This window comes from Methanoregula sp. (assembly GCF_023227875.1).
Lineage (GTDB): Archaea > Halobacteriota > Methanomicrobia > Methanomicrobiales > Methanospirillaceae > Methanoregula.
Genome location: NZ_JALOCH010000011.1, coordinates 1 through 25169 on the forward strand (window position 1 = coordinate 1; position 25169 = coordinate 25169).

A 25169-nucleotide genomic window follows, 5' to 3' on the forward strand; every position below is an offset into this window, starting at 1 on the left:
AACTGCATCGACGTTGATTTGGGGTTCCTCGATAAGGAACTGGAGCTTGGTGTAGGTATCGTCGACGTTTGCGTCGTTGATGCCCTGTGCAAGTGCTTCAGCTGCATCGGAGCCCTGGAGGCTGTTTTGTCCGAGGAGCTTGAAGATCGTAGTTGTGGATGTCGTGTCGCCGCTGTTGATGAGCTGCTTGTTGTAGACGTAGCCCGGGTTTGGCGTGGTGTCAAGTGCGTGGAGAGCGACATCGAATTCGCCGTTCTGCATCGGGTGCTGGACAACCACGAAGTACTGGCCGCTTGAAAGAGTCTTGGTGTCTTCCTGCTTGACTTCGTACTTGAACGAGGCGTCGGAGTTGACGGATGCAGACTTCAGGACTGCATAGTTCTTACCCATGATCCAGATCTGGACACTTGATGGGTCACCCTGTGCGGTACCTGAAATGTAGATCCTGTCACCCTTGGCAACCGTGGACTGGGATGCGGTCGCGGAGACGAAAGGCTTCTTGAGGATAACGGAAACAGTGCCGTATGCCGCATTTGCAAGGTTCTTCTTGTTGTACGGCTGGCTCACTGCGTAGACCGTGTAGGTGCCTGAATCGAGTGCGAAACTGGCGGTTCCCCACTTCCATGACCAGGTGTTGTCACCGTTGACTTCGACTTCCTTGAAGTCTGCCTTCACGTTGGTGGCGACACCGGGGTCCAGGGATCCTGCGTTCCTCGGGTCCTTATCCGCGGGATCAATCATTGCACCGTCTTCGGGAAGGTTCGGTGCGATCATGAACAGGTAGGTCTTGTAGGTCTCGGTGTTGGTACCGGAGAACTTGATCTCTTCGCCGAGGTAGTAGGACTGGTCGCCTGCTGCCACGATGGTGACTGCGCCCTTTTCGACGTTGATATCAACTTCGTCGCTCTTGTAGGCGGTACCGAAGAGGTTTTCAACACGGATCGTGTACTTCTGTGCCTTGGTCCAGTTGTTGGTGGTCCATTCTACAGTCCGTGTCCCTGAGTTCGAGGTCTTGATGTATGCGTAATACCGGGTCCTGTTATAGGAATTAACGGTGGTCTTGTTCCTTGCAACATCGTCCCAGATGGTCTTAGTTGCGCCATTCTCGTAGGCGTAGTCACCATACGTGTGCGTACCCTGAGATGCTAATACTGCATCATCGAAGTTGACGTCAGCCTGGTTGTTGACGACCTGCGGGGGCATGTCATCATAGCCGCCGGTCATTGCACTGGTACCCTTGACCCACATGTAGTAGTCGGTAGATGGCTTACCGGTGACCGTCACGGAGAACGCCTTGGAACGGACGACTGAGTCCTTGTTGGCCTCGATCTTGACCGTGTCAGAGACGAGACTAACGGTACCGGTTGCCGAGATTGTCTTGCCGGTGTAGTCAGCGCCTGCGTTCTTGTAGTTGTCCTTCATGCTGTTGAGCAGGGATTCTGCCCAGATGCTGTAAGTGCCAACCGGGTAACTGTACTGGCCGTTGTTGTCGACTGCATCGGTAACCCAGTAGTTGTCCTTGTCCCCGAATCTCCATGGCTGTTGGTTGACAAACTGCTTGGTAATGCTGGTTGCATTGTACAGTCCATCCTGCGCACCAACGATCAAGCTGCTGTACGTGGCACCTGCCTCGTCCTTCACCTTGATGGTGATGTATCCGTCAGTTGCGGTGGGGCCGTTTACGGGTGCTGCACCAGTATGCAGATAAGCAGTCCAATCGGTTGTACTCATCATTACTATACCATCGTCGTCTGCCGTGTAGTTCCCAGCGGTGAACGGATAGTTTTCGCTGTCGGGTCCTACGGTAGATGCGTTATAGTAGTACGCATAGTATGAGGTAGTAAAGTTCCAACCGTAAGTCATCTTGTTGAAGACAGTACCGTTGTATACTTTGTACATATTACCTGAAATTAATTCAGAATACGAAGCGTTGGCATAACCCGTGGAGTTCTTGTTCCAGCTGGAAGAGGAGCCGTCAGGCATATAACCACTACCGCTCGTGGAATCCGCGACACCATCGACAAGGGACGAGATCGTGTTGTTCCTCTGGGAAGCCAGCGTTGCCGGGTGCATGTTGGTGTTGACCTGAACGGTCAGGTGCTGACCCTGCGGGACCTGCAGACCGGTTACATCCTTGGACTGTACCCAGTCCCAGACGGCGACTGAAAGGGTCGGGTCCTGGACGTTGAACAGCGCGTTGTCGGACGGAGTCTTGCCATCTGCTGCGAGCACATACCAGTTTCCGGTGTACCCTACAAAGTCCGTGTCAGCGACCTCGAAGTCCTTGTACGTGTTGTCAAGAACGAGGGTCTTGGTCGGTGATGAGGTCGTCAGCCCTGCTGCCGATGCCCACCAGCCAATGGACTTTAACACCGGGGCATTATCAAGCCCATAGTTGGTTTGTACTGAGTTCAGTGCGTGAGTCAGGTTGAGACTGTCCTCACCGATAAATACGGTTGCACCAGCTTGAATAATCGTTCCGTTCGCGTTGGTTGAAGTTACTGCCGAGACCGGCATAACTGCAAGAAGTACGAACAGAGCGACTGCAACGAGTGCAATAGATAATCGCTTAGTCATGTGTTCAATTCCTCCAAAGTTTACATCATACATTGCAAGCCGAGAACCGCGTTCGACAAATGCCGAATAACGATTCTGCGAGCCCCATACTCCGTTTAGACGGAATATGAAACAGTATTTGTAAAAGTGCCAATATATCCTTTGTGGTTGTTTTTACAGGGTAATCGGGGCATGAAAAAGCGCTGTTTTCCAATTCTGAGCCCTCAATCCGGGTTTTTTGTCCTGCATTCAACCCCTTTTCACACATGAAGCACTGCAATACCTGCTATGCCACCGGTATATATCACGCGCATGACCCTATAATATTCTGTAATACTATTATACACATTACTGTACATACTTACGCATTGGTTTTTTAAGCATTGCTTTTATTGGGATTTGCCTATTTGAATGGACAGAGCCATTGGACCGTTATCGATCCATACTTTGTCACATTCCACATATATCGCATTGCTCAATCTCAGCATTCTAAGTAACCCAACATTCCAAGTAGTAGGTTTATGAACCTGCTATAGATTCAGGTTCATGACCACATTTCAACAGTTATACAATCTGTTATAACAAATACTTGGATATGAGAGTGATCCGTGCACCAAGCATCGGGAAGGCACACGAGCAGGTCATCCAGATGATCCTGGAGAAAGGCTGGGTGCTCACCACGGAAGATGCCGAAGCAACCGTCGAATTCGAAGAGATTGCCATGCAGGTTGATACCCCCCTTGCAGAACCGATGGTGAGCCCGCACTCCCGGTTCCAGCAGAAGTTCGTGGAGCAGTACGCAAAGGACCTGCTGAACGGCTCGCATGCCTCATTTGAGTATGACTACCACGGCCGGCTCTTCGACTGGGGCGAACGGCTCTCCGTCGATGGGCAACCGGTTCATGTCGACCAGATCGCGTACATCGTGGAAAAACTCCGCTCGTCATCAGTGTCGCGGCGGGCGATCGCGATCACGTGGAACCCGGTCATCGATGAAAAACTCGATGATTGCCCCTGCCTCCAGCTTGTCCAGTGCGTGCTGCGGGACGGGAAACTGGGCATGCGGGTGATCTTCAGATCGAATGACATGCTGACGGCTGCCGGTGCAAACATGTACGCCCTCGTCCAGCTCCAGAAATCCATAGCTGACCAGCTTGGCGTCCCGTGCGGGACCTACACCCACATCTCGCTCATCCCCCATATCTATTTCATCCGCGACATGCACGACATCGAACCGTTCTGCGACCGGGGCAAGCGTATCCGGCCAGTGAAAGAGGTCTGCAGGGCCTGCCAGGGCTGTGACCGGGCAAAGTCCGTATAACCATAATCCAATTGGGTTGGGGCGGCGTTTGTCCGTCACCTTAATTAAGCAACAGCGGCAAAAAATATGGGTCACATAGCCCGGTAGTGTAGCGGTCAATCATGGGGGACTCTGGATCCCCCGACAGCAGTTCGAATCTGCTCCGGGCTACTTCTTTTCGCAGAGTTTTGTATTACGGTGATTCCTGCATTGATACCGACAGGCATAACCCTCGGAAATTCGCATCATGCAATAAGGGCTGAAAGGATACATGCAAGGAATATCGCACCGAACATCCCCGAACCGCCAATGCTGACCTCGGGTATTTCCATATCCCGGATACGGGGGATCTGTGCGATACCCGCACCTATCAGCGTACCCGCAGTACCAGCCACAAATGCCGTCACTCCCGCAGAAAGCCCTGCCCCACCGGCCAGCAGGAGCCCGCAGAGAATCGCGACAAGCCCGGGGATAAACAGGGGCGCACGGAGGCCGTAACCGGGTATCGAACGCGTGGCCAGCCACGCAACAACGGCAACGATAACGATACCGATTGCAACGGGCTGGAGGATTGCCATACCCAGAACGGAGGTCGCACGATAGAGCAGGTAAACCGATACTGCAACGGGGATCAGTGCCCCTCCGAGGTTAAGCGAGACCACGGTCTCCCAAGCCGACTGGTGTGCAAAAGGGTTCGCTGCATCCGCAAATGGCAGTGCCGCATTATCGACCCGGATCATATCACGCCTGATCCGGTACAGGGGAATATTCACGAAACTCCCAAACAGCATCAACAGGACTACGGCAAGCGCCGCGATCCACGAGAACCCGAGACGGGTGAATGCCACACCCACGAGCCCGAGGAAGAGGAGCGGGATCATGAGAATGACCAGCCCGATAAGAAGGATCAGGGCAATGACCGAGAGCGGCCCGGCCGAGTACATCCGGACGCCATTACTCATGACTCATCACCCTTCCAGGTTTTGTGCAGACAATGGCCGCATGGTCCTTGTGGTACGGGGAGAGCCAGACACTCTCCACAACCTCAAGCCCGGCTGTTGCGAGGTCTGCGATCGTATCGTGGAACACCTCTTCAGGAGTCTTACGGATATCCACGCTCCGGGTCTTGAGCATGAGAATCGCATGCCCTCCCGGCCGGAGGAATGCGCAGTTCCTCGCGAGGATTGCCGCTTGGTCCGGCTGTGCCACATCCTGGTAGAGCAGGTCAACTCCTTCGACAAGCGGGGCATACTGCTCCGGCCGCGACGCGTCCGCCATGATCGGCACGAGATTCTTTCGCCGGCGTGCCACTTCCAGCAGGTCCTGCATCGGCCTTGGGGCAAACTCGACTGCGTAGACCACCTCCACGTAGTCGGCCACGTGCGAGACCGTGGTCCCGTTCGCCGCACCGAGGTACAGCACCCGCATATCCGCGGTCAGTTCCACCCCTTTGCCCGCGTAATAGAGCGCCGCAAGCTTGCTCCGGAACGGGTCCCAGACCCGGGCGCCGGCGAGCATCCGTTCGCTGTACACCCCTCCTTCACCCTGCGATACCAGTACATCCCCAATCCGGATCATGGTTTATCTCCTGCGCCCAATCGATCGATGCGTGCCTGTGCGCCGTCGAGGAACTCTGGCACCAGCACGCCACGGAAGTAATCGAGCCGGGCGGCAATCGCCAGTTTCCCGGCAAGCGCACGGGCAACCTTTCCCCGCAGTTCCTTTGGCGCATTATGCACCCGCCGGTGCTGGAAGATGATCCCGTGCTTGGGGGAGGGGGACTTTGTCCTCAGGTGGGTAAAGAGGGCGGTCCGGGCCCCGAGCACCTGGATTGCACTTGCCGGAAGACGGGAGAGCGGGAGGAGCCCGCCCGCGTTGGACAGGAGCCGGGCAGCGACCAGTCCCCCAATCAGCGCACTGGTATTGGGCATCACCTGGTTTGCCCGTGACGAGACCTCCCGGGCAAGATCGGTCCTCGCTGCTGCCAGCTGCTCAACCTGCTGGGCAACCCTCCCGAGTGCCCCCCGTTGTTTCTGGGAGATGCTTTTCACCAGCACGTGCGCCGGTGTCCGGTGATACTTGCGGGAGAAGGCCGGGTGCCGGACCTGGTGCCACTCCGCCACCCGCTCCGACAGCAGGTTGATCATCTCATCCATCCCGTCGAGCGTCCGCACCATCTGGAGCAGCTCGGTATCCTTGCCCGCATACTGCTCACGGATATCCTGCTCGGCAGCAGCAAAACAGAGATCGCGGAGTGCCGAGAAGTACCCGGAACGGTCGCTGCACACACCGCATGCGACGGCATCCTTCCATGCCAGGGGGATGAACCCGTCCATCGTGGCCCGGAGGGTGCGTATGCGCCGGGCGCGGGCAGCAGCATCACCGGTAAACGGCGTGCATACCTCCCCGTCAACGTCCCCGAACCAGTAGGATTGCATGAAAAAAGATGGACGCCGGCGGCAATAAAGATCGCATATCACGGGGGTATCCCGACACCCGTCATACCCATGCAATACCAAAAGAATACACTATGACGGGGACCATGATCGCGCCCATGCAATAAACCCTCGGCAGGTTTATGAAATGGGGCACGAGTCCAAGCGCCGTTGCAAGGACGAGGACAACAAGGCCGAACGGGCCGGTGAGAACTATGCAGAGGATGACAACAAAGAAAATCACCGCCCGGTTTAAAGCGAAGCTGTCGATGTTGCCGATCCGGCAGGCAGAGCGGGAGAACCAGATCGTAATGCCGTACGCTGCGCACGCGGCAAGTACTCCGGCAACCATCAGCTCGCTCATAGAGGGGAGGGTAAGTTCAGAGAGCGCTGCCATCACCCCGTTCCGCATCCGGGACAGGGCAAAGAGGGCCGCAAGCCCGATGAACGCGTTCGCCGTGTTTGCTGCATTGGTCGCAAGGATGTATGCCCGCCGGTCCTTCTCATATCCGATAACAGATGCAAGTACACCGTTGGCCGATGCCGTCGACAGCCCGGGAAGCCATCCTACGGCAACACCGGCAACCGTTCCGAGCAGTGATGATTTCACCATGGTCCGGTCATCCATCCGTATTCCCTGGAACTGCTGAGCCGGAACAATCCCCCGCGATGCCGTCAGGAGCACCGAGATCCCGAAGAGCCCGGTGAGGAGCGGCATCAGGATCGCGCTGCCTCCCGCAAGGGTGTGCCACCCGAGGAAGGCATACCGCAGGGCAAACAGCCCGAGAATACCTGAAACGAAGAAGATTACAAGTCCCCAGCCGGGCGCCTCGCTCGTGGCGACCATATAGCCCACCGTTGCGATCAGCAGGATGCCGATCCACCAGTCGAAGTAGGGCTGGAGTGCAGGCAGAAGGAGAAAGCAGAGGATCGAGAGCGGGACTGCGATGATCATCGCACAGGCACTCCCGAGCGCCGCGATCCGCACTGCTTCCTCGCCATTGCCTTCGAGGCAGAGGGCATGTGCCGGCAGGACGGCAAGGGAGGTGTCTGCGTCAGGAATCCCAAGGAATGTCGAGGGGACCGCATCGACAAACGTATGCGTGATCAGGGCGGCAAACAGGGTGCACGCAAGTGCGACCGGTCCGAGCACTGCAATGAGGGCGAGCTGAAGGCCCAGGAGGATGCCGGCAAGGGTGTTTGCATGCACGCCGGGGATGATCCCGCTGATGGTACCGAGGATTATGCCGAGGATAGTGCCAAGCAGGATCTCAATCATTGGTTAAATATATGAAACTGCGGATATAAGTCAACCGAAATGCATACCATCATCATATCGCGAATACTATCACGAAGCAGCATCCCCATGAAGATTGCAGTTACCCGCCTGAAAGGAAAGGAGAAGAGCGATGCCTCGCGCTGCAGCGAGTACGGCCATTCGTGCTACAGCGTCCACCCGCTCCGCTCAGAGATCCATGAGGACGAGATCGCGCGATTCATCGAAGAGGCAGAGAGCGGAACGTTCGACTGCATCTTCTTTACGAGCGCCCTTCCGGCAAAGATCATTGCCCCCCGCCTTACCTCCCGTTCGCGGGTAATCGCGATCGGCCCCCAGACGGCAAAGGAACTTCAGGAACACGACATCACATGCGAAACCCTGCCGGGTTTCTATTCGCGGGACTTCGTGCCGTACCTGGGCGACTGGATCAAGGGAAAACACATCGGCATCCCACGGGCAGACGTGCCCAATCCAAAACTCCTCGGTGCAATCACGGCAGCGGAGGGGATCGTGCACGAGTTCCGGTGTTACGGGCTTGAACCGACCGGGGAACCGCTCGATCTCGGGCAGGCCGGCGCGGCCCTGTTCACGAGTGCGATGTCCTATACCAAAGCCCGCTGGACTCCCCGCAGCGGCCTCCTCGTGATGGCTATTGGCGACATCACCGCCGCAGCCATGCGGGCAGGAGGAACGGTTCCCACGGTTGTGGGGGATGGATCGCTCGAGGGATCATTAAAGGCACTGAATGATTATCTCGCACGATTGGGAGGACACTGATATGGAGCTCCATACCGCACTTCAGGGACAGGAACCAGTCCACCTCTGGAACAAGGCGGGGATCATCGTTATTGATAAACCCCGGGGCCCTTCCAGCCACGAGGTTGCTGCATGGGTGGGGAAGATGCTCGGGTGCCAGGTAGGTCACTCGGGCACACTCGACCCTGCCGTATCCGGCGTGCTGCTCATCATGCTCGGCAACGCCGTCCGTCTCGCCCCGCTCCTCCTCCAGCACGACAAGGAGTACATCTGCCTGATGCGGCTGCACGGCGATGTTGACCGGGAACGGATCGGGAAACTCGCAGAGGAGTTCACCGGCAGGCTGTACCAGCGCCCGCCCCGGAAGAGCGCGGTCAAGCGGAACCTCCGCATCCGGGAGATCCAGGAGCTCGAGATCCTCGATGTTGACGGCCGCCTCGTCCTCTTCCGCGCCCGGTGCGAGGCCGGCACCTATATCCGGTCGCTCTGCCACCACATGGGGCTCGCACTGGGCGTTGGTGGGCATATGCAGGAGCTGCGGCGCACGCGGTCGGGGACATTCACCGAAGAGTCGATGTACACACTCTACGATGTGCAGGACGCGGCAGTCGCTGCCCGCGATGGCGACCGTTCTGCCCTCGAAGCCATGGTTGTGTCCGTCGATGCAGCGGTCCCGGAGCTGCCGATCGTGGTTGTCCGCGACGCAGCGATCGATGCGCTCTGCCATGGTGCCTCGCTTGCAGGAGTCGGCGTGGTCAGCTGCATGGAGTTTGGCAAGGGCCAGACTGTTGCCGTCCTTTCGGAGAAGAAGGAGTTTGTCTGCCTCGGGCAGACACTGGTGCCCTCCGTTTCGTTCAAGCCCGGTGACACCGGGCTCGTCATCGCACCAACCGCGGTCTTCATGGCACCCGGCACCTACCCCCGCGGATGGACCAAGTCTGACAAGGTCTACCCACCAAAGTCGGATAAGAAGAAAGCCAAGAATAAAACGGGAGGGATACAGGGCCCGCGTCCAGCGGGAAGGCAGGAGCGGCGTTCGGACCGAAAACCGTTCGGTAAACCCGGGCTAAAACCTGATGACCGGGGCCAGAAGAAGAGATACCATTAAAAAAAGCCCCGGCTAACAAATAGGATACACTTTTTGCTGAGGTAGTCTAGCGGTAGGGCGCAGGCCTGGAAAGCCTGTGGTGCGAAAGTGCCTCGGGGGTTCAATTCCCCCCCTCAGCGTTTTGTTGTTTTCTGGTACTGGAAGGGGGGGTACCCCCTCCCCCCACACCTTTGCCATAACCAGGCATGGTGTTTCCCACCCCATTCCGTCGGAGAACGTACACACTTGTGCATCATGGAGGGGGGAGGGTAGTCACCCCTCCCTTAGTGGTAGGGATCCCCCCTGCCCCCACGTTAAAATCCGGAGGGGGGTCTCCCTACCCACCCCTCATGCTCCGGAGGGGTACCCACCCCCCCTTGGTTGCACGCACACGGGCAGCGGTTCTCCCGGAACTTCAGACGGAGAGGCAATTTTCCTGCGGAAATGAGTTCGCAGACACGGGGGGTAGTCCCCCCTCCCATACCCAGGGGGGTGGGTACCCCTCCCCTCAGTGGCGGGGGGATCCCTGGCGCCGGATCCGGCCCGGGATCCCGGAAGGGGTGGGTACCCCCCCTTTTGCGTTCAGACCAAAAAAAGGCACATTTCGGAACCGGATCCATAACATCCGGTGAATCGTTACCGCTGCATTCAGCGTTTTTGGAGGCACTCGTTGGCAAATGCAAGATAGTCCGGCACGATCTCGAACCCGAGGAAATGCCGGCCTTCCTGCTGCGCCACGACGGCCACCGTTCCGGAACCGAGGAACGGGTCAAGGACGAGGTCGTCGGGGTTGCTGGAGTACATCAGGATCTTCCTGACCAGTTCCGGGGGGAGTTTTGTCGGGGTCTTCTTCCTGCCCTTCCAGTACTCCCGGTTGATCACCCAGACGTCCTCAGGATAGTGATCCATCTTGTTGAAGGTGTACTGCTTCGGATCCTTCACCACGAAGAGAATATGGTAATGGCTGGTCACGTACTTCTTCTTCGTGAAGACACCGAACTGGTATTTCCAGATCAGGTGGTTGATCGTGGTCAGCCCTGCTGCATCAATTCCTTCAAGGATATCCCGGAGCCGGTTCCAGCCGGAGAAGAGGTACATGCTGCCGGTCGGGGCAAGCACCCGGGCCGCTTCCACCATCCACGCACGGGTGAACTCCCCATACTCTTCCTCCGGAATTTCCCTATACCCTTCGATGACGTTCGACCCTTTCCGGTTGTAGTTGAGCCGCTGGGCCCGGAAGTCGATGGCAAACGGGGGATCGGTGACGATCAGGTCAATGGAACCTTCGGGAATCTTCGGGAGAAGTGCGAGCGCATCACCCTGGTACAGGGTGTCCTCCCGGAATGCGCCCAGCTTCTTCCTCATTCAGTTCTTCCCGCCGGCAGCCCGTCCCATCCCGAATGCCTTCGCGTTGATCTCGATCGTCTTTTTGGGGACAAGCCGTTTCACCGATTCAAGGAGCGTCTCTGGTTTGAGGGGTATCCACTTGGATGCCGCCCCGAGCATCACCACATTCTGGGAGAGGGGGCTCCCTGCTTCGGTTGCGATCCGGTCTGCATCGAGGAGACAGAGTGCGTGGTTCTTCAGCGCAGCAATGATCTCCTCTTCCGTGGGGGCCGCAAGCTTCTGGGTATAGACCGATGTCGGGAGCACGAGGTGCCGGTTCACGACAATCTTCCCGTCTTTTTTCAGGAAGTGGGAATAACGGAGCGCTTCGAGCAGGTCGAACGAGATGAGCAGGTCAGCCTGCCCGGGCGTGATGAGGGGGCCGTACTGGCCGTCGATGCGGATGTGGCTCTCCACCGAACCACCGCGCTGGGCCATGCCGTGGGTCTCCGCGCCCCTGACCTGCCGGCCCTCGATGAGGCAGGACTCCCCGAGGATGTTGGATGCAAGGATCGTGCCCTGGCCGCCGATACCGACAATCAGGATGTCGTAACTGCCGGTCATTTCTTCCCCTCCCGTATGATCGCCCCGACAGGACAGAGCTGGGCACAGACCGCACAGCCGCTGCAGAGCTCGTTGATCCGGGCTTTTTCGTCCGCAAATTCGATTGCGGGGCAGCCGAACCGCACACAGGTACCGCACCCGGTACAGGCATCGGGGTCAACGGTATACCTCCCACGCTTTACACCGGCGCGACGGGCGGAGATCACGCACATCTGCCTGGCAATGATCACTTTCACACCAGTGCGTTTCTTCGCCTCCTGAAGTACGTTCACCATATCGGTGAGATCGTATGAGTCTACGGTCTCCACGAACCTGACCCCGCAGGCGCGGCAGACCGCGTCAAGTGAGACAGGGGGTGTCTCCACGCCGCATGCGGTAAGACCGGTATTCGGGTTTGGCTGGTGGCCGGTCATTGCCGTGATCCGGTTGTCGAGGATGACCACGGTCATGTTTGCCCCGTTGTAGACCGCGTTCATCAGTCCCTGTATGCCGGTGTGCAGGAACGTGGAGTCGCCGATCGTGCAGACTACGTCACGGGTCTCGCCGGAATGGGCGATACCGCTCGCGACCGTTATAGACGCACCCATGCATATGGTAGTATCGACGACACCAAGCTGGAGTCCGAGCGTATAGCACCCGATGTCGCTTGGGTAGATTGCATCCTTGAACACTTTCCTGATCGCGTAGAATGCCCCGCGGTGCAGGCAACCTGCACAGAGGATCGGGGGCCGCACCGGCAGGTTCTGGACCGGCACGGATGGCACGAACGGGTTCTTCTTCAGGAATCCTGCCTTCTCCATGATCATTGCAACGGCAGCCGGGGATAACTCTCCCTCGTAGGGCGCGTATCCGTTCTTCTTCCCGAAGACCGGGACACCGCCCGCGACCTGCCGGACGGTCTCCTCGACCTCCGGAGCAAGTTCCTCAATCACCAGTACCTTCTCGTGCTTCCGGACAAACTCCCCGAGCCATTCCTCATCGAGGGGGTAAGCTCCGATCTTCATGAAGGAGACCCCTTCAGGCAGGAGTTCCTGTACGTAGGACGATGCGATACCGCTCGCGATGATCGCCATCTTGCCCCGGATTTCGTACCGGTTAAACCCCTTCTCGACCAGCCGCTTCCGGATCGCCGGCTGCTTTTCGTTGAGTTTCTTGTGGAGGACGCGGGTGTGGGCCGGGATCACCACATACTGCCGCGGGTCCTTGTGGAACTCGCCTTTGCGCGAGCCTGCAACAACAGGCCCCAGTTCAACATCGCCTTTCGAGTGGCAGATGCGGGTCGTGGGCCGGAAGATCACAAGAAGGCCGAACTCCTCGGAAAGTTCGAATGCCGACCGGATCATATCATGGGCTTCCTGCACGCTCCCGGGGTCGAGGCATGGCACCCGCGCAAAATGCGCATAACAGCGGGTGTCCTGCTCGTTCTGGGAACTGTGGGCGAAGGGGTCGTCCGCGCTCATGATGACGACGCCCCCGGTCACCCCGGTATAGGCGCTCGTCATCAGCGGATCGGCCGCCACGTTCAGCCCCACGTGCTTCATAGTGCAGAGTGCGCGGACCCCGCACCAGGCCGCGGCGAGGGCGTTTTCCAGCGCCACCTTTTCGTTTACTGACCATTCGAGATAGTACGACCGTTCCGGCTGTGCCCGCAGGGTGTCGATGACTTCGGATGACGGCGTGCCGGGGTAGCCGCAGACAAAGTCCACACCCGATTCCAGGCAGGCATGCGCTATTGCTTCATTCCCGAGGAGATATTTTCGTTCCATGATCCCAGTTCCGTGTACTTACCGTGATTTTTTTACACATATCCCTATCTAAAGGTGTTTGTAGTTCGCTTGTGGATTCACAACCTATAAAAACTCTGATGGAGTAGTAATTAGGGTAAAATCAGGCAACAATCGGGCCCGTAGCATAGCCAGGTGGTGCGCCCGGCTGATAACCGGGAGGTCATGTGTTCGAATCACATCGGGCCCATCTTCGTTTTTCGCATTTTTAATAAGAATGCCACTTCCCGCATCTGGAATGATTCGTGTCCTGATACGACGCATTCAGGTTTCCAGTAGGACTACGTAACGAAAGAAGAGCAAAAAAGGAGATACCGGTTGCCGGTTCAACTCACGCTTTTTTTGCAAACACGTACCCGATCACGGTCTCAAGGGAGTCGAGGAGTTTCTCTTCTCCCTGGAGATAGTCCTTCATTGCCCGGTAAAGCATGAACATGACATCATACCCGTACTGATCCAGCGCCTTTCTTGCATCGATCGGGTTGAGATAGGAATCGGTCAGGAACCCGTCGAAGCTGTACATCAGCTCGAAGAAGTCCCCCTCCGACGAGAGGACGCAGAACTGGTCGGTGACGGTCTTTGACGGGTTGTCAGGACGGAAGGCGACAGGCTCGGATTTCCCGAGGATGATCATCTTCTGGGGATAATACGCAGGGTCGTAGATCTCTCCCTTGGTATCCTGTTTTCCCATCTTCAGCATGTTGAGACCCACGATCTTCACGACGGACAAAGAAGAAACAGCCATCTTTTTCAGGAGATTCGCATCGTTCTCTTTCAGTTGCACGGTCAACGCCTTCTCGTTCTCGTGCGATTTTTCGATCTTCTTCATCAGGGCCTCAAACCCTTTCTCAATTTCGTCCATTATCGTTCACCATGTTCCGTGACATATATGCCGGGAGATAAGAAGTGTTCATGCGGCGGCTATTAAATCACTCGTTTCCGGTTTTTCCGCATTATCCGGTGATGATCCCGGACAGGACAGAATTTGGGGCGAGGCCAAACTTTATTCTGGATGCCATCAAATCCACGTACATGAAAGCCGAGGAGGGACTCGAACTTACACCGAGGAAGGTGGAATACCTCAAGTTCCTGTCCGAACAGGGAGGTGCCGTCCGGACAACCGCGATCGCTTCGCACTTCGGCGTCGATCCCTCCACGATCACCAAGACCATCGGGGAGCTTGCAGACGCCGGGTACCTGTTGCATACACCTTACCATGGTGTCACCCTTACCGACAATGGAAAGACATACGCAGGATTCCTCGTCAAGCGCCACCGCATCTTAAGCCTCATATTCGTAAGGAACGGCCTCTCCCACGAACAGGCCTGCTGCGAGGTGTCGCGCTTCGAGAGCTTCATCTCCCGGGACGCCGTCGACACCATGTGCCGGGCAATGGGCCATCCACAACAGGGCATCTGCGGTGAGATCACCCACGATGACGGGTGCATGGCCACCGTAAAACACCACAAAGGGGGAAGGGACCAATGAAGAACGCAACCGGGGGCCTGTCATGAGTGCGGCAATGATCTCTGAACATATCCCTGACATCGATCTCATCACGACATATGGGGAACGACAGGACTCCGCGGTCTCCCGGGCGAGCCCGTGGACGAAGTTTATCCTGCTTATCCTTATCGTCATGATGATCACGCTTACCAGCAATCTGGTGATCCTCATCGCCATGTATGCTGCGATCCTCATCGCCTGTTTCATGACCGGCCTCCCCATGAGAAAGATCCTTGCATGGTATGCCATGCCGGTTGTTTTTGTACTCTCGCTCGTGGGGATTATGGCATGGAACCAGCCGGGGGTCCCGGTGCTTTCGTTTACAATAGGGGGTTTTGTCCTCACGCTCACAGACCTGGGCATCCTGCTCGTCATCACCCTGCTCATCAAAGCCCTGATCTCGGTCACCTTCTCGCTCTTCTTCCTGATGACAACGAAGTACGCCCACTTCTCCGCCATGATCTCCCGGATCTTCCCATCCCCGCTCGACCAGATCTTTCTCCTCGCGTACCGGTTCCTGTTCCTGACCCTCGCCATGGCCGCATCCATACTCAAGGCAGTGCGGTCCCGGGGCGGGGGCCTCGTCCGATCCATTCGCGTCCAGGGGGGCCTCTTTGCCGGGGTGTTCGGCCTCGTCTTCATACGCTCTTTCGAGCAGGCGGAGCGGGTCCAGAAAGCGATGACATCGCGGGGATATAACGGCACATTTGCGGCACATACCGCCATCCCGAAACCCCGTATTGCAGAATACGGCCTGCTCTGCATATCCGGCCTTGCCGTGATTATGATGATGTGGCTGGTACCACACGCCGGGGGGTGGTGAGCAATGACGATCATGCGCCATGACCCGAACCACCAGCACTGCAACCATGTCGATCCCGGACGGGAACTGATCCACGTTGACTGTGCAAGCCACATCTATCCCGACGGGAGTGTCGGGATCCACGAGATGTGTTTCCATGTCATGAAAGATGAGATCGTCGCCTTGTGCGGGCCGAACGGGTCGGGAAAATCCACGCTGATCGAGCACCTGAACGGTCTCCTCCTCCCTTCAGAGGGGGACATCGTGATCAACGGCCGCTCGATTGCCCGGGGTGAACGTGCCGACCTCTGGAAAGAGGTAGGAGTCGTGTTCCAGCGCTCGGAAGACCAGCTCTTTGCCCCCACGGTCCTTGATGATGTGATGTTCGGGCCACTGAACCTGGGATTATCACCGGAAGAGGCAAAAGCGGAAGCCATGAAAGCGCTCGAAGCGGTCGGAGCAGCGGACCTTGTCCACAAGTTGCCCAACTACCTGAGCGGGGGGCAGAAACGACTGGTCTCCATTGCCGGCATCCTCGCCATGAAACCGCGGATCATAGCGCTGGACGAACCTACATCTGACCTCGACCCGGTCCACAGCGCGATGATCGAGCGGTTGATCATCGAGTTCAAGAGACGGTTTGGCATTAGTGTGGTGATTGCGACCCACGACCTCGAACTCGCAGCCCGTATTGCCGACAGGGTCTGCCTTGTCAGGAACGGCGCCATCTATGCAGAAGGTAGCCCGCGGGAAGTCTTTTACGATACCGCGCTCATCGAAGAGGCGGGGCTGAAACTGCCGGATACGGTGATGACCTGGCTCGAATACTGCCGGGGGATAGGGATGGTCTCAAATGAACAACCCCTCACGAGAACGGAACTGGTCACGCTGCTGGAGAAGTCTGCAGGTAATGGAAACGGGAAAAGTTTGGGATGAGCCCAAATTTTTCATTACGTTTTTATGCTCCCCTCAATAATGGATGAACATACAACCCGGTACGGGTTTTATGGGTAGAGATTCATCATGGCACACATTCATCTTGAAGACGGATCGTTCACGCTCGTATGGGTGCTGATCTGGTGGATCATTGCCCTTGCATGCATCGGGGCAGCGCTCTGGTTCCTGCGATCGCCTGGCCGGAATAACCAGAAACTGATCACCATCGCCGCGTTCATCACTGCAGCTGCATTTGCCGTATTCCAGATCAATATCCCCCTCTTTGGCGGCGTGCACCTGAACCTGACACCGCTAATCGGTATCCTCGCAGGGCCGGTCCTTGGCACCCTTGTTGTCCTCGTCATTAATATCCTCTCCGCGGCGATCGGTCACGGGGGATGGGGGCTTGTCGGGGCAAACGTGCTGGTAAACCTGAGTGAAGTAATCGTTGCATACATCATCTTCCGGGGGATAAGAAGGCTTATCCCGGACCTCTTTTCCCGGGCGGGGATTGCCACCTTTGCCGGGCTCTTCTGCGGCAACCTCATGATGGTGGCGATCATCCTCATCTCCGGTATCCAGGGGGTCACCCAGTCGTCCTCCCAAATCCTGGCCGGCCTCACCCTGATCATGGCCGTGAACATGGGTGTCGCCGTTATCGAGGCACTCATCACCGGCCTTGTTGTGCGATACATCGGAAAAATCCGGCCCGATATCCTGGGGGAAAACCATCCATGAAGGATGTATTGCAGGAGAAGAAAGGACTCATCATTTTCTGCCTGATTGCTCTCATCGTACTCATCAGCGCTTTCGCCGCATATGCTGCAACGGGGCCGATGGGTATCGAGGAGCGTTTTAATGCGGCTGCCGGTATTACCCCGGGCGAAGCCGAAGAAGAGGAGGAAGACGGAGGCCTCGCAGGGTTTGCCGTCGAAGGCAACATGATGCTGTACATGCTGGTGCTCGCGGTACTTGCGGCACTATGTATTGCAGCATACCGGCATTATCACCTGTAAATCGGCACTCGTTTTTTTATCCGGGATTCAGGAGACCCGTTCCCCGATGAAAAAATACTTCCGGTCCTTTTTAAGGACGGCTCGTCCCTCGTATCCGCACGGCAGGTCTTCGTTGATGACAATGCCCTGGTACATGGGAGAGCGGGCCATAACCGATCCTTTCCTGACCGTTTCGGTGACGATAAACGGGACCTCTTTTCCAAGACATGCCGAGTTTACGTCAGCATACACTTCTTCGGCACAGGCAAGCAGGAGCCGCGACCGGTCCTTCTTGACCGAGTCGGGGAAGTCTTTCTCTTTTAACAGGGAGGTGAACGGGCGGCAGGAATACCGGGTCACATTCACCTTGTTTGGCCGGATACGGCGGACGAGGCCGAGCGAGGCCGCGAAGTCCTCATCGGTTTCACCGCAGAAACCAACGATCATGTCGGTCGCAACGGTGATATCCGGGAACCTTTTCCGGAACGCGGCAACGATTTCACAGAAGTCTTCCACGGAATACCGTCTCCCCATCCGTTCCAGTACCTCGTCTGATCCGGACTGGACCGGCAGGTGGATGAACCTGAATATCCTGTCCCCGGAAAAGGCGTCAACAATCGCGTCGAGGTCCTTCATCACGGTTGCCGGGTTCATCATACCGACCCGTATACGATAATTCCCAGACACATCTCCTGCACGGGTGAGCAGGCTGGCAAGCGAATACCCGGTATCCTGTCCGTACGAACTCACATCCTGCGCAGTGAACTGGATCTCCACTGTTCCGGCAGCGGCAAAAGCCCGGACCTGCTGCAGGATCTCTACCTGGGGAAAGCTGCGCAACGGCCCGCGGGCAAAGCGGGTGATGCAGTATGTGCAGGCGCCGTTACACCCCTGAGCAATCTGGACAATCCCCACGCTCCCTCCCGATACGGTCCCGACGTCACGATACCATTCCCGGATGGCACCCGGCGCGATAATGACGGGATCGCAGACGGAAAGGATCGCCTCCCGCTGGACCGCCGGCATACAGCCGGTGACATAGAGTTCACGGTCACCCAGCGCAGAGAGCCGGCGCAGCATCCTCCGTTCTGTTGGCCCGACAACAGTACAGGTGTTCACAATGACCGCATCGGCCCCGTCCGGTGAATCCACCAGCGTGCATCCCCGGTGTTTGAGAACCTCAGACAATTTAGCAGAATCCCCAAAGTTATACCGGCACCCGTAGGTCTCGATGAACACCCGCTTGTTGCAGAGTGCGGCCAGCACTCCCCCCGCGGGGACGCCATCGCAACCGGGGTCTCTGCCGGGCAGGAGTTTGCGCTCGATCGTTTCAGGTGGATTCTGGTTCATGGGTTATGCTACTCGCTGATGCTATATTCACGGCAGGTACACTAGATATTTCCGAACACAACACTTAACCGATTGCACCCATAACCTGTTTACCATGATGAGGATCGGGCTGCTTGGCTGCGGCAATATCGGGCATATCATTGCACGTCATGCCGGGAGTTTCACGATCTCCGCAGTTTTCGACCAGGTTTTTGCACGGGCGGGCGAGATCGCCTCTATCTCGGGCGCAACCGTATACGAGGATTTTGATTCCTTTATCAATGCCGACTTCGACATCGTTGTCGAAGCGGCCTCGGTCAGCGCGGTAAAACGGTACGCCCCCGAAGTCCTCTCCCACCGTAAGGACATGGTGGTCATGAGTGTCGGGGCCCTGACCGATGCGGGATTCAGGGAAACAATCCGTACGAAAGCACGGGAGAACGGCAGGAAGATCTATATCCCAAGCGGCGCGATCTTCGGCCTCGACAATCTCAAGATCGGCCGGATTTCAACGATTAAGAAACTGCTGCTCCGGACCACGAAGAGCCCGGCATCACTTGGCATCGAGGCAAAAGAACGCAAGCAGATCTTTTTCGGCAAGGCCAACGAGTGCATCAAGTCTTACCCCAAGAATGTGAATGTGTCTGTTGCGATGAGCCTCGCAGCAGGGATGGACACCGATGTCGAGCTCATTGTCGACCCGGCAGTAGACCAGAACGTGCACGAGCTCTTTATCGAAGGCGATTTTGGTGAGACCTATATCCGCGTGACCAACATGCCCAGCCCGGACAATCCTGCAACCAGTTACCTTGCCGCCCTCTCCGTCCTCTCGCTGCTGGAAGAGATAGAAGACCCGATCATTGTCGGGACATGAGGGCCAATCGGGGGAATACGTGTGACAGACCTTGACGAACTGTTGCAATATCTCAAAGAAGATACTCCTGCTGGCGATGTCACCTCCGATGCGATCATCCCCGACGTCCACTGCACTGCAGTGATCCGGACTGAGCAGGACGGGATCCTTGCCGGTGTCGAAGAAGCAGTCGCACTCTTCACCCATTTCGGTGTCACCATTACCTTCCGGAAAAACGACGGAGATACCGTGAAGAGCGGAGACGTGGTCCTTTCACTTACCGGCAGGGCCAAGAAGGTCCTCCTCGTGGAACGGACCGCCCTCAATATCCTCGGCAGAATGAGCGGCATCGCCACCCGGACCGCGAAGATGGTGGCGATCGTCCGGGCAGAAAATGCCTCCTGCCGGGTGGCGGGGACCCGCAAAACCAGCCCCGGGTTCCGCAGGCTCGACAAGAAGGCCGTGCAGATCGGGGGCGGCGACCCCCACCGCATGAACCTGAGCGACGGCATCCTGATCAAGGACAACCACCTCGCCCTCGTGCCGCTGGATGAAGCCCTGCGTGCGGCCCGGGACCATTCAGCGTACAAAAAGATTGAAGTCGAAGTCGAGTCTGCCGAGGACGCAGTGAATGCCGCAGATGCCGGTGCAGACATCATCATGCTCGACAATATGACACCCGCACAGGTTCAGGAGACCATCGCAGTCCTGAACGGGAAAGCGCTCCGGGACCGGGTCACCATTGAAATTTCCGGGGGGATTACTGAGGACTCGCTCCGCAGGTATGCAGCCTGCGGGGTCGATGTGATCAGCATGGGTGCACTTACGCACACCGTGAAAAATTTTTCACTGAGCCTTGAGATCCAGCCGGTAAAAGCAGGTAAAGAATAATCTCTTTTAATAAGGGGCTCTTTACGAGTTCATCTATTTCTGAATATTGTCATGGCCGGGCAAAAACACCAGTGAAAAAGTTAATGACAGGGTATCCCCAATGGGAGGCTACGGGGAACTGGAATGACGGATGCGGAGATACCCTTTCCGGCAGCGGACGAGTCACCTGAACGTATCGAACCTGATCCGGCGATAATCGAAGAGAAGCGGAAGCGCCGCGTCCGTGGCCTGATCGCCCTGCTGAAAGACAAGACCCTCCATTTCCGCTGGCATGCGGCAGAGATGCTGGGGACGGAACGCGACACCGAGGCGGTCGGTCCGCTCATCGAAGCCCTGAAAGATCCGTATGTGGACGTCCAGTGGCTCGCCGCCAAATCACTCGGGCAGATTGGCGACATACGGGCGCTCGAGCCCCTTCTCGATGCAACGACATCGGACGACAAATGGCTGAGGGCCGGAGCCGCCTGGGGTCTCGGGAAACTCAAAGACCCGCGGGCGGTAGACCAGCTTCTCGTTCTCTTAAAAGACGGGAAAAAACGAGTGCGGAAAGAAGCGGCATGGGCCCTTGGTTCGATTGGTGACTGTCGGGCAGTTGCCGGCCTGACTGATGCGCTCAATGATCCTGACGGAAATGTCAGGGACGCCGCAGAGAAAGCACTGTCGCAGATTAAAGCTGTGCCGGTAAAAACCGCACAATAAACGACCGCAAAACCTGCTGATATCCAGGTATACTATAAATCCCTGTTTTTCTGCCCGCATCCGAAGAGGGGTTCAGAGAAAGGCAGATGATACGTGATCATGGGATTGTTGTGATGCAGATATCCTCAGCAGAACTGATGACAATCTCCTTCTTTCCGCGATAGGTCTGGACAATCCCATACGCCAGAATCGTATCGCCCTTATGCACGATTAGGTCCTGCGCTGCGGTTGCCGGGACGAAGAGCGTGATGTTGTTTACTATGAGGGCAAGGTGCCCGCCGTTCTCTATGAGCGTTGCCCGGCCAACCATCCCTTCCACGGCCACCAGCTCGCCATCCATGGAATTTTCCGAGAACGGCCGGGCAAATGGTTGCTTGCCGATCATGCTGATGACCGCATGAGCTGCGATAACCGTTACGGCAACTCCCACCAGCAGGACCAGGGCAATGCGTTCCTGTCGCCAGAGCATACCAGATTGTATAAAAGCAGAAGTATAAATGATCGATAGGTTGATATGTTAACGCTGTTAACATTATTACCATGCAAACGTTAACTCTCCCCCCCTCATCGAGGACGGTATTCCAGATACTGGAGACGGGCGGTGCGATGACCCACAAGGATCTCGTCCAGAAAAGCCACCTCGCTCCAAGGACCGTGCGTTATGCCCTGAAGAAACTTAAGGAGCGCGGACTCATTATCGAGAAGTTCAACTTCCGCGATGCACGCCAGATCATCTACCAGAACAAGACTGCCCAGACAACGAAGCCCCAGACAGCATCCGCATGACGAAACATTGCTGTACCCTGATGCACTGCGATACCATGGTCAGGAACCTCCTGCCGCCTATGAGGGCCGAGATGGTCGTCCGGCTGGTGCAGAAGCAGGGACTGAGCCAGAGCGATGCGGCAAAACGGCTTGGCGTTACCCGGGCAGCAGTCTCCCAGTACATGAGCAGGAAGCGGGGTGCAGGAGAGGTCGAGATTTCAACAGAAATGGACCTCATGATCGACAGGTGGGCACTTGCCGTAGTGACCGGAGAGAGCGACATCAACCTCTGCGATGTATGCCAGTGCGCAAAAAAGAACCATTGAATTCCTGACTCTTTTCTCACGATCGCGTTTTCCGGTTGGTTTCTCAGGAGCTCAGCAGAGGCTCACCGTTTCCGGCGATACCACCAGTACCCCACCAGCAATAAAATGACCAGCACAGCGACTGCGATCTTCAAAACGTCCGTCCCTGTTCCCGGTGACCTGACCGCGGGGTCCCAGTCGTCCTCGAACACCGCGAGGAAATATCCGGCAACCCCGGGATGGTCGATTATGACACCTGCCTCCCGGTTGAAATGGGGGGAATTGCTGTTCCAGTTGATGCTACTGACAAGGACCCGTTTTCCGTCAACGATCACCCCCTTGTTATGGATCTTCTCGATCTGGTTTGTCCTGAGATCCGCACAGCGCGCTTCGAGCGGGAGGTGTTCCGTTGATGCGATGGTGTTGATCAGGGCGACCATCTCATCGTTGTCATTCTTCCCCTCAACGTTATACCAGTATGAGTCCAGCAGGACGCGGACCCGGACCCCGTGCCGGGAAGCATTGATCGCCTCGGAGAGATACGGGTTCAGCGTGAGCCGGGTCTCGTTCGTGATGTACGCTTCCTCAATATCGATGCTGGTTGTCGCGGAGCGGATCAGATCAGATACCTCACTACTGGTATCCGGCGCCAGGACCGGGCGGATCACCGCTCCCTCAAACGTCTGCGGAGAAAATTCCGTTGCACGTTTTTCCACTGGCAGTGTCTCATTCCCGCCCGGTTCGCCATAGTAGGGCACGACCGAAGGACTCTGCATATCGGTGGTAAACACGGTCGCAAAATAGGATGCCGTAGCAGGGTCTGACAGGACAACGCCCCACCCACGGTTGCCGGTCATCCCCTCCGGAGCAAACCCGCTGTACTTGAAATTTTCACTCACCACGAGGACGGCCCTGCGGTCAACCACCACGTACTTCGCATGGTCGTAGCGGTAAGGGGCGTGTGCGGACTCTGACGATACCATCGCGTATACAGGAATACCGCTCCGGTTCACCTGCCACAGCGCCGCCTTCTCATCCTCCCCGATTCCCCCCACCGGCCCACCTTCAATTAACACCAATACCCCAACACCCCGGGCCCGGGCACGGGCAAGCGAGTCTGCCATTGACGGGCTTGAAAATTCATAGACATTGAGCAGGATCTCCTGCGAGGCGTTGCCAATCACTGCAGCAAACACATCATCTGAACAGTCGGGAGACACAAACGCTGTCACGGTCACATCCTTAAATTCCGCGGGCCCGAAACGTGACTGCCCGAGCATAAGAGGGCGCGGGTCCCACACATCGCCTTTGAGGATATGCACCTGCCCTTCGCGCGCCCTGACGGTACCGGGCCACGTGATGGTCTGGACGAGCTGCCCGTCCTGATACAGCATAAGCGAGTCGCCGGTATTGGCCATGCGGAGGGGTTTGCCATTGACCACATCCGGTATGTCAGGAGAGGTATCCAGCGATTCGTAATCCGGGGACCTCCCGTGGCTCTGCGCAAATGCGGTCCCGCTCCGGGCAATCGTGAGATTCCCGTATATGGCCGCACCGGGCGGGAACCGGAACCCGCCCTTCCCGTCCGTTACCGCGATCCCGTCCAGCGGACCCTCCCCGGAAAGGACAATATACTCGTCAGCATCATCATGAAGATAAGGATCCGGGCAGAACTCGGTGATCCGTACCGGGGAAGCCGCCCCCGTATGCACCACAACGAGTACCAGGAGGACGACCAGGACCGGGAGCCTTTGCATGGAAAAAATGTTTGTTCCCGTACTGTATATAATATATGAAATATTTTCATAATGATATGATCATGAAAAAACATGACTCCCCAGGACCATGTTGTACTCCCCTTGTAGTGAAACTCGGGGGGAGCCTGTACAGCAGCGTGCCTGACATCGTCCCGCTCCTCAGGTCATCCGATCGCCCCCTGCTCATCGTCCCCGGAGGGGGTCCCTTTGCCAATGCCGTGCGGCAGGCCGGGCTTGACGATGAGACCGCACACTGGGAAGCGATCGTGGCAATGGACATGTATGGCCGGTATGTTGCCTCTTTCGGACTTCCCGTCACAGACCAGCTCGCGGTTCCTGACCAGACCGTTATCGTTCTCCCGGGCCGCACCCTGCGGGAGCGGGACCCCCTCCCCCACTCGTGGGATGTCACCTCCGATACCATTGCGGCATGGGTGGCAGCGGAACTGCACCTCGACCTCCTTCTCCTCAAATCCGTGGACGGCATACGCGATGGAGCCATCTTAAAAAAACAGGTGACTGCCCCTAGTGAGACAGATGTCGTTGACCCGTTGCTGATCCCTTACGTCCTTGAAAAAAAGGTGGATACCTTTATTCTCAACGGGTCGCGCCCGGAATTTCTTGCCGGATACCTCCATGGCGACCCGGTCCCGGGCACGCGCATCAGTACAACCTTTTAAAGGTACCAAAAGAGATACTATAGGAATCCTTGGAGGAGCCAAATGACAGATAAAAAGTGTACGTCCTGCAACGCTCCGCTTGCAGATGAGGGCGCAACGGAATTCGGTTGCCCCGCGTGCGGTGTTGAGATCAGCCGGTGCTACCGGTGCCGTGAGCAGAGTATCCCCTATACCTGCCCCAAGTGCGGATTCGGGGGACCGTAAAACATGGGAAGTGTCGCAGTCATCATGAGGGTCATGCCCGAGTCACCTGAGGTGAACCTCGAGCAGCTGAAATCAGCACTCAAAGAGAAATTGCCCGGCATTCAGGATATCCAGGAAGAGCCAATCGGCTTTGGCCTCAAGGCGATCAAGTTCGCCGCCATCGTCAACGATGCCGGTGGCGAGACGGATACGCTCGAAAAGACAATCGGTGCAATACCCGGTGTCGAGCGGGCAGAGATTGTAGAAGTGACCCTGACATAAATCCTGTCAGGCCGTTTCTTTTTTCTGATTCTTTCAGAT

28 protein-coding genes and 3 tRNA genes are annotated in these 25169 nt (G+C 57.0%); 19 read left to right on the forward strand and 12 right to left on the reverse strand.

Annotation, left to right across the window (positions count from 1 at the left end; all coding sequences use genetic code 11):
* Positions 1-2577 (reverse strand): MEMAR_RS02690 family S-layer glycoprotein (locus M0R30_RS11170; RefSeq protein ID WP_292546886.1); only part of this gene is annotated, 2577 nt, incomplete at its 3' end.
* Positions 2578-3151: 574 nt separating this feature from the next.
* Here M0R30_RS11170 and M0R30_RS11175 point away from each other — a divergent pair.
* Both M0R30_RS11175 and M0R30_RS11180 read left to right on the forward strand, forming a co-directional pair.
* Positions 3152-3877, forward strand: a complete 726-nt coding sequence (locus M0R30_RS11175; RefSeq protein WP_292546888.1) for a thymidylate synthase — start codon at positions 3152-3154, stop codon at positions 3875-3877.
* Between the two features lie 77 nt (positions 3878-3954).
* Positions 3955-4027 (forward strand) — tRNA-Gln (locus M0R30_RS11180).
* A 74-nt stretch (positions 4028-4101) separates the two neighbouring features.
* Here the strand turns inward: M0R30_RS11180 and M0R30_RS11185 are convergent.
* The 4 genes from M0R30_RS11185 to M0R30_RS11200 all read right to left on the reverse strand — a co-directional run bounded on the left by M0R30_RS11185 (position 4102) and on the right by M0R30_RS11200 (position 7570).
* The gene (locus tag M0R30_RS11185; protein ID WP_292546890.1) at positions 4102-4818 is read right to left on the reverse strand and encodes a DUF1614 domain-containing protein; all 717 of its coding nucleotides are present in this window, start codon (positions 4816-4818) and stop codon (positions 4102-4104) included.
* Positions 4811-5434, reverse strand: a complete 624-nt coding sequence (locus M0R30_RS11190) for a fibrillarin-like rRNA/tRNA 2'-O-methyltransferase (RefSeq protein WP_292546892.1) — start codon at positions 5432-5434, stop codon at positions 4811-4813. Before M0R30_RS11190 ends, M0R30_RS11185 begins: the two co-directional genes overlap by 8 nt.
* The gene (locus M0R30_RS11195; protein ID WP_292546894.1) at positions 5431-6294 is read right to left on the reverse strand and encodes an NOP5/NOP56 family protein; all 864 of its coding nucleotides are present in this window, start codon (positions 6292-6294) and stop codon (positions 5431-5433) included. The genes M0R30_RS11190 and M0R30_RS11195 overlap by 4 nt, the downstream gene beginning before the upstream one ends.
* A 61-nt stretch (positions 6295-6355) precedes the next feature.
* A complete protein-coding gene (locus M0R30_RS11200; RefSeq protein WP_292546896.1) occupies positions 6356-7570 on the reverse strand; it encodes a tripartite tricarboxylate transporter permease in 1215 nt (404 codons plus the stop codon).
* Between the two features lie 87 nt (positions 7571-7657).
* Here M0R30_RS11200 and M0R30_RS11205 point away from each other — a divergent pair, with 87 nt between their 5' ends.
* The 3 genes from M0R30_RS11205 (at position 7658) to M0R30_RS11215 (ending at position 9553) form a co-directional block, all read left to right on the forward strand.
* Positions 7658-8347, forward strand: coding sequence for a uroporphyrinogen-III synthase (locus tag M0R30_RS11205; RefSeq protein ID WP_292546898.1), 690 nt, complete (start codon positions 7658-7660; stop codon positions 8345-8347).
* A gap of 1 nt (position 8348) precedes the next feature.
* Complete coding sequence (locus M0R30_RS11210) at positions 8349-9434, forward strand: RNA-guided pseudouridylation complex pseudouridine synthase subunit Cbf5 (RefSeq protein WP_292546900.1); 1086 nt, start codon at positions 8349-8351, stop codon at positions 9432-9434.
* A 35-nt stretch (positions 9435-9469) separates the two neighbouring features.
* Positions 9470-9553, forward strand: a tRNA-Ser gene (locus M0R30_RS11215).
* 508 nt (positions 9554-10061) lie between these two features.
* On the opposite strand, the gene M0R30_RS11220 is transcribed toward M0R30_RS11215, so the two are convergent.
* From M0R30_RS11220 to iorA, 3 genes are read right to left on the reverse strand one after another with little or no spacing between them, the layout of a single operon-like run.
* Positions 10062-10778 (reverse strand): site-specific DNA-methyltransferase, encoded by a 717-nt coding sequence (locus M0R30_RS11220; RefSeq protein WP_292546902.1) that lies wholly within the window; start codon positions 10776-10778, stop codon positions 10062-10064.
* A complete protein-coding gene (locus M0R30_RS11225) occupies positions 10779-11363 on the reverse strand; it encodes an indolepyruvate oxidoreductase subunit beta (RefSeq protein ID WP_292546904.1) in 585 nt (194 codons plus the stop codon).
* Positions 11360-13129 (reverse strand): indolepyruvate ferredoxin oxidoreductase subunit alpha, encoded by a 1770-nt coding sequence (gene iorA / locus M0R30_RS11230; protein ID WP_292546906.1) that lies wholly within the window; start codon positions 13127-13129, stop codon positions 11360-11362. Before iorA ends, M0R30_RS11225 begins: the two co-directional genes overlap by 4 nt.
* Positions 13130-13263: 134 nt before the next feature.
* Here iorA and M0R30_RS11235 point away from each other — a divergent pair.
* Positions 13264-13337, forward strand: a tRNA-Ile gene (locus M0R30_RS11235).
* Between the two features lie 141 nt (positions 13338-13478).
* On the opposite strand, the gene M0R30_RS11240 is transcribed toward M0R30_RS11235, so the two are convergent.
* A complete protein-coding gene (locus M0R30_RS11240; protein WP_292546908.1) occupies positions 13479-14009 on the reverse strand; it encodes a hypothetical protein in 531 nt (176 codons plus the stop codon).
* A gap of 170 nt (positions 14010-14179) precedes the next feature.
* On the opposite strand from M0R30_RS11240, the gene M0R30_RS11245 reads away from it, so the two are divergent.
* The 5 genes from M0R30_RS11245 (at position 14180) to M0R30_RS11265 (ending at position 17407) form a co-directional block, all read left to right on the forward strand.
* Complete coding sequence (locus M0R30_RS11245; protein WP_292546910.1) at positions 14180-14635, forward strand: metal-dependent transcriptional regulator; 456 nt, start codon at positions 14180-14182, stop codon at positions 14633-14635.
* A gap of 34 nt (positions 14636-14669) precedes the next feature.
* Positions 14670-15476: a CbiQ family ECF transporter T component gene (locus tag M0R30_RS11250; RefSeq protein WP_292546911.1), complete on the forward strand. Its 807-nt coding sequence runs from the start codon at positions 14670-14672 to the stop codon at positions 15474-15476.
* A 3-nt stretch (positions 15477-15479) separates the two neighbouring features.
* Complete coding sequence (locus tag M0R30_RS11255; RefSeq protein WP_292546913.1) at positions 15480-16391, forward strand: ATP-binding cassette domain-containing protein; 912 nt, start codon at positions 15480-15482, stop codon at positions 16389-16391.
* Positions 16392-16478: 87 nt separating this feature from the next.
* Positions 16479-17129, forward strand: coding sequence for an energy-coupling factor ABC transporter permease (locus tag M0R30_RS11260; protein ID WP_292546915.1), 651 nt, complete (start codon positions 16479-16481; stop codon positions 17127-17129).
* Positions 17126-17407, forward strand: a complete 282-nt coding sequence (locus tag M0R30_RS11265) for a hypothetical protein (protein WP_292546917.1) — start codon at positions 17126-17128, stop codon at positions 17405-17407. Before M0R30_RS11260 ends, M0R30_RS11265 begins: the two co-directional genes overlap by 4 nt.
* Positions 17408-17434: 27 nt before the next feature.
* Here the strand turns inward: M0R30_RS11265 and M0R30_RS11270 are convergent, their stop codons facing one another.
* Complete coding sequence (locus M0R30_RS11270) at positions 17435-18736, reverse strand: MiaB/RimO family radical SAM methylthiotransferase (RefSeq protein ID WP_292546919.1); 1302 nt, start codon at positions 18734-18736, stop codon at positions 17435-17437.
* Between the two features lie 94 nt (positions 18737-18830).
* On the opposite strand from M0R30_RS11270, the gene nadX reads away from it, so the two are divergent.
* The 3 genes from nadX to M0R30_RS11285 all read left to right on the forward strand — a co-directional run bounded on the left by nadX (position 18831) and on the right by M0R30_RS11285 (position 21158).
* Positions 18831-19589: an aspartate dehydrogenase gene (gene nadX, locus M0R30_RS11275; RefSeq protein WP_292546921.1), complete on the forward strand. Its 759-nt coding sequence runs from the start codon at positions 18831-18833 to the stop codon at positions 19587-19589.
* 21 nt (positions 19590-19610) lie between these two features.
* Positions 19611-20459, forward strand: coding sequence for a carboxylating nicotinate-nucleotide diphosphorylase (gene nadC / locus M0R30_RS11280; protein ID WP_366513130.1), 849 nt, complete (start codon positions 19611-19613; stop codon positions 20457-20459).
* A gap of 123 nt (positions 20460-20582) precedes the next feature.
* Positions 20583-21158 (forward strand): HEAT repeat domain-containing protein, encoded by a 576-nt coding sequence (locus M0R30_RS11285; RefSeq protein ID WP_292546922.1) that lies wholly within the window; start codon positions 20583-20585, stop codon positions 21156-21158.
* A gap of 97 nt (positions 21159-21255) precedes the next feature.
* On the opposite strand, the gene M0R30_RS11290 is transcribed toward M0R30_RS11285, so the two are convergent.
* Positions 21256-21627, reverse strand: a complete 372-nt coding sequence (locus M0R30_RS11290) for a hypothetical protein (protein ID WP_292546924.1) — start codon at positions 21625-21627, stop codon at positions 21256-21258.
* A gap of 71 nt (positions 21628-21698) precedes the next feature.
* Between M0R30_RS11290 and M0R30_RS11295 the strand changes: the two genes are divergently transcribed.
* Together M0R30_RS11295 and M0R30_RS11300 are read left to right on the forward strand one after the other, a co-directional pair.
* A complete protein-coding gene (locus M0R30_RS11295; RefSeq protein WP_292546926.1) occupies positions 21699-21944 on the forward strand; it encodes a winged helix-turn-helix transcriptional regulator in 246 nt (81 codons plus the stop codon).
* The gene (locus M0R30_RS11300; protein ID WP_292546928.1) at positions 21941-22249 is read left to right on the forward strand and encodes a helix-turn-helix domain-containing protein; all 309 of its coding nucleotides are present in this window, start codon (positions 21941-21943) and stop codon (positions 22247-22249) included. Before M0R30_RS11295 ends, M0R30_RS11300 begins: the two co-directional genes overlap by 4 nt.
* 62 nt (positions 22250-22311) lie before the next feature.
* On the opposite strand, the gene M0R30_RS11305 is transcribed toward M0R30_RS11300, so the two are convergent.
* Positions 22312-23985 carry a phospholipase D-like domain-containing protein gene (locus M0R30_RS11305; protein ID WP_292546930.1) on the reverse strand — a complete coding sequence of 558 codons (1674 nt, stop codon included), beginning with the start codon at positions 23983-23985 and terminating at the stop codon, positions 22312-22314.
* Between the two features lie 62 nt (positions 23986-24047).
* On the opposite strand from M0R30_RS11305, the gene M0R30_RS11310 reads away from it, so the two are divergent.
* From M0R30_RS11310 to M0R30_RS11320, 3 genes are read left to right on the forward strand one after another with little or no spacing between them, the layout of a single operon-like run.
* Positions 24048-24665 (forward strand): uridylate kinase, encoded by a 618-nt coding sequence (locus M0R30_RS11310; protein ID WP_292546932.1) that lies wholly within the window; start codon positions 24048-24050, stop codon positions 24663-24665.
* Positions 24666-24707: 42 nt separating this feature from the next.
* Positions 24708-24869 (forward strand): zinc finger domain-containing protein, encoded by a 162-nt coding sequence (locus M0R30_RS11315; RefSeq protein WP_292546934.1) that lies wholly within the window; start codon positions 24708-24710, stop codon positions 24867-24869.
* A gap of 3 nt (positions 24870-24872) precedes the next feature.
* The gene (locus M0R30_RS11320; protein WP_292546936.1) at positions 24873-25130 is read left to right on the forward strand and encodes an elongation factor 1-beta; all 258 of its coding nucleotides are present in this window, start codon (positions 24873-24875) and stop codon (positions 25128-25130) included.
* Positions 25131-25169: the final 39 nt, after the last annotated feature.

Excerpts from the sequence above, each read along its gene's own strand:
- M0R30_RS11270 (WP_292546919.1), bottom strand. The coding sequence starts at position 18,736 with ATGAACCAGAATCCACCTGAAACGATCGAGCGCAAACTCCTGCCCGGC.
- M0R30_RS11315 (WP_292546934.1), top strand. The coding sequence starts at position 24,708 with ATGACAGATAAAAAGTGTACGTCCTGCAACGCTCCGCTTGCAGATGAG.
- M0R30_RS11265 (WP_292546917.1), top strand. The coding sequence starts at position 17,126 with ATGAAGGATGTATTGCAGGAGAAGAAAGGACTCATCATTTTCTGCCTG.
- M0R30_RS11225 (WP_292546904.1), bottom strand. The coding sequence starts at position 11,363 with ATGACCGGCAGTTACGACATCCTGATTGTCGGTATCGGCGGCCAGGGC.
- iorA (WP_292546906.1), bottom strand. The coding sequence starts at position 13,129 with ATGGAACGAAAATATCTCCTCGGGAATGAAGCAATAGCGCATGCCTGC.
- M0R30_RS11295 (WP_292546926.1), top strand. The coding sequence starts at position 21,699 with ATGCAAACGTTAACTCTCCCCCCCTCATCGAGGACGGTATTCCAGATA.
- M0R30_RS11290 (WP_292546924.1), bottom strand. The coding sequence starts at position 21,627 with ATGCTCTGGCGACAGGAACGCATTGCCCTGGTCCTGCTGGTGGGAGTT.
- M0R30_RS11240 (WP_292546908.1), bottom strand. The coding sequence starts at position 14,009 with ATGGACGAAATTGAGAAAGGGTTTGAGGCCCTGATGAAGAAGATCGAA.
- M0R30_RS11205 (WP_292546898.1), top strand. The coding sequence starts at position 7,658 with ATGAAGATTGCAGTTACCCGCCTGAAAGGAAAGGAGAAGAGCGATGCC.
- M0R30_RS11300 (WP_292546928.1), top strand. The coding sequence starts at position 21,941 with ATGACGAAACATTGCTGTACCCTGATGCACTGCGATACCATGGTCAGG.
- M0R30_RS11285 (WP_292546922.1), top strand. The coding sequence starts at position 20,583 with ATGACGGATGCGGAGATACCCTTTCCGGCAGCGGACGAGTCACCTGAA.
- M0R30_RS11190 (WP_292546892.1), bottom strand. The coding sequence starts at position 5,434 with ATGATCCGGATTGGGGATGTACTGGTATCGCAGGGTGAAGGAGGGGTG.
- M0R30_RS11320 (WP_292546936.1), top strand. The coding sequence starts at position 24,873 with ATGGGAAGTGTCGCAGTCATCATGAGGGTCATGCCCGAGTCACCTGAG.
- M0R30_RS11210 (WP_292546900.1), top strand. The coding sequence starts at position 8,349 with ATGGAGCTCCATACCGCACTTCAGGGACAGGAACCAGTCCACCTCTGG.
- M0R30_RS11245 (WP_292546910.1), top strand. The coding sequence starts at position 14,180 with ATGAAAGCCGAGGAGGGACTCGAACTTACACCGAGGAAGGTGGAATAC.
- M0R30_RS11175 (WP_292546888.1), top strand. The coding sequence starts at position 3,152 with ATGAGAGTGATCCGTGCACCAAGCATCGGGAAGGCACACGAGCAGGTC.
- M0R30_RS11260 (WP_292546915.1), top strand. The coding sequence starts at position 16,479 with ATGGCACACATTCATCTTGAAGACGGATCGTTCACGCTCGTATGGGTG.
- M0R30_RS11255 (WP_292546913.1), top strand. The coding sequence starts at position 15,480 with ATGACGATCATGCGCCATGACCCGAACCACCAGCACTGCAACCATGTC.
- M0R30_RS11200 (WP_292546896.1), bottom strand. The coding sequence starts at position 7,570 with ATGATTGAGATCCTGCTTGGCACTATCCTCGGCATAATCCTCGGTACC.
- M0R30_RS11195 (WP_292546894.1), bottom strand. The coding sequence starts at position 6,294 with ATGCAATCCTACTGGTTCGGGGACGTTGACGGGGAGGTATGCACGCCG.
- M0R30_RS11310 (WP_292546932.1), top strand. The coding sequence starts at position 24,048 with ATGAAAAAACATGACTCCCCAGGACCATGTTGTACTCCCCTTGTAGTG.
- M0R30_RS11250 (WP_292546911.1), top strand. The coding sequence starts at position 14,670 with ATGATCTCTGAACATATCCCTGACATCGATCTCATCACGACATATGGG.
- nadX (WP_292546921.1), top strand. The coding sequence starts at position 18,831 with ATGATGAGGATCGGGCTGCTTGGCTGCGGCAATATCGGGCATATCATT.
- M0R30_RS11305 (WP_292546930.1), bottom strand. The coding sequence starts at position 23,985 with ATGCAAAGGCTCCCGGTCCTGGTCGTCCTCCTGGTACTCGTTGTGGTG.
- M0R30_RS11220 (WP_292546902.1), bottom strand. The coding sequence starts at position 10,778 with ATGAGGAAGAAGCTGGGCGCATTCCGGGAGGACACCCTGTACCAGGGT.
- M0R30_RS11185 (WP_292546890.1), bottom strand. The coding sequence starts at position 4,818 with ATGAGTAATGGCGTCCGGATGTACTCGGCCGGGCCGCTCTCGGTCATT.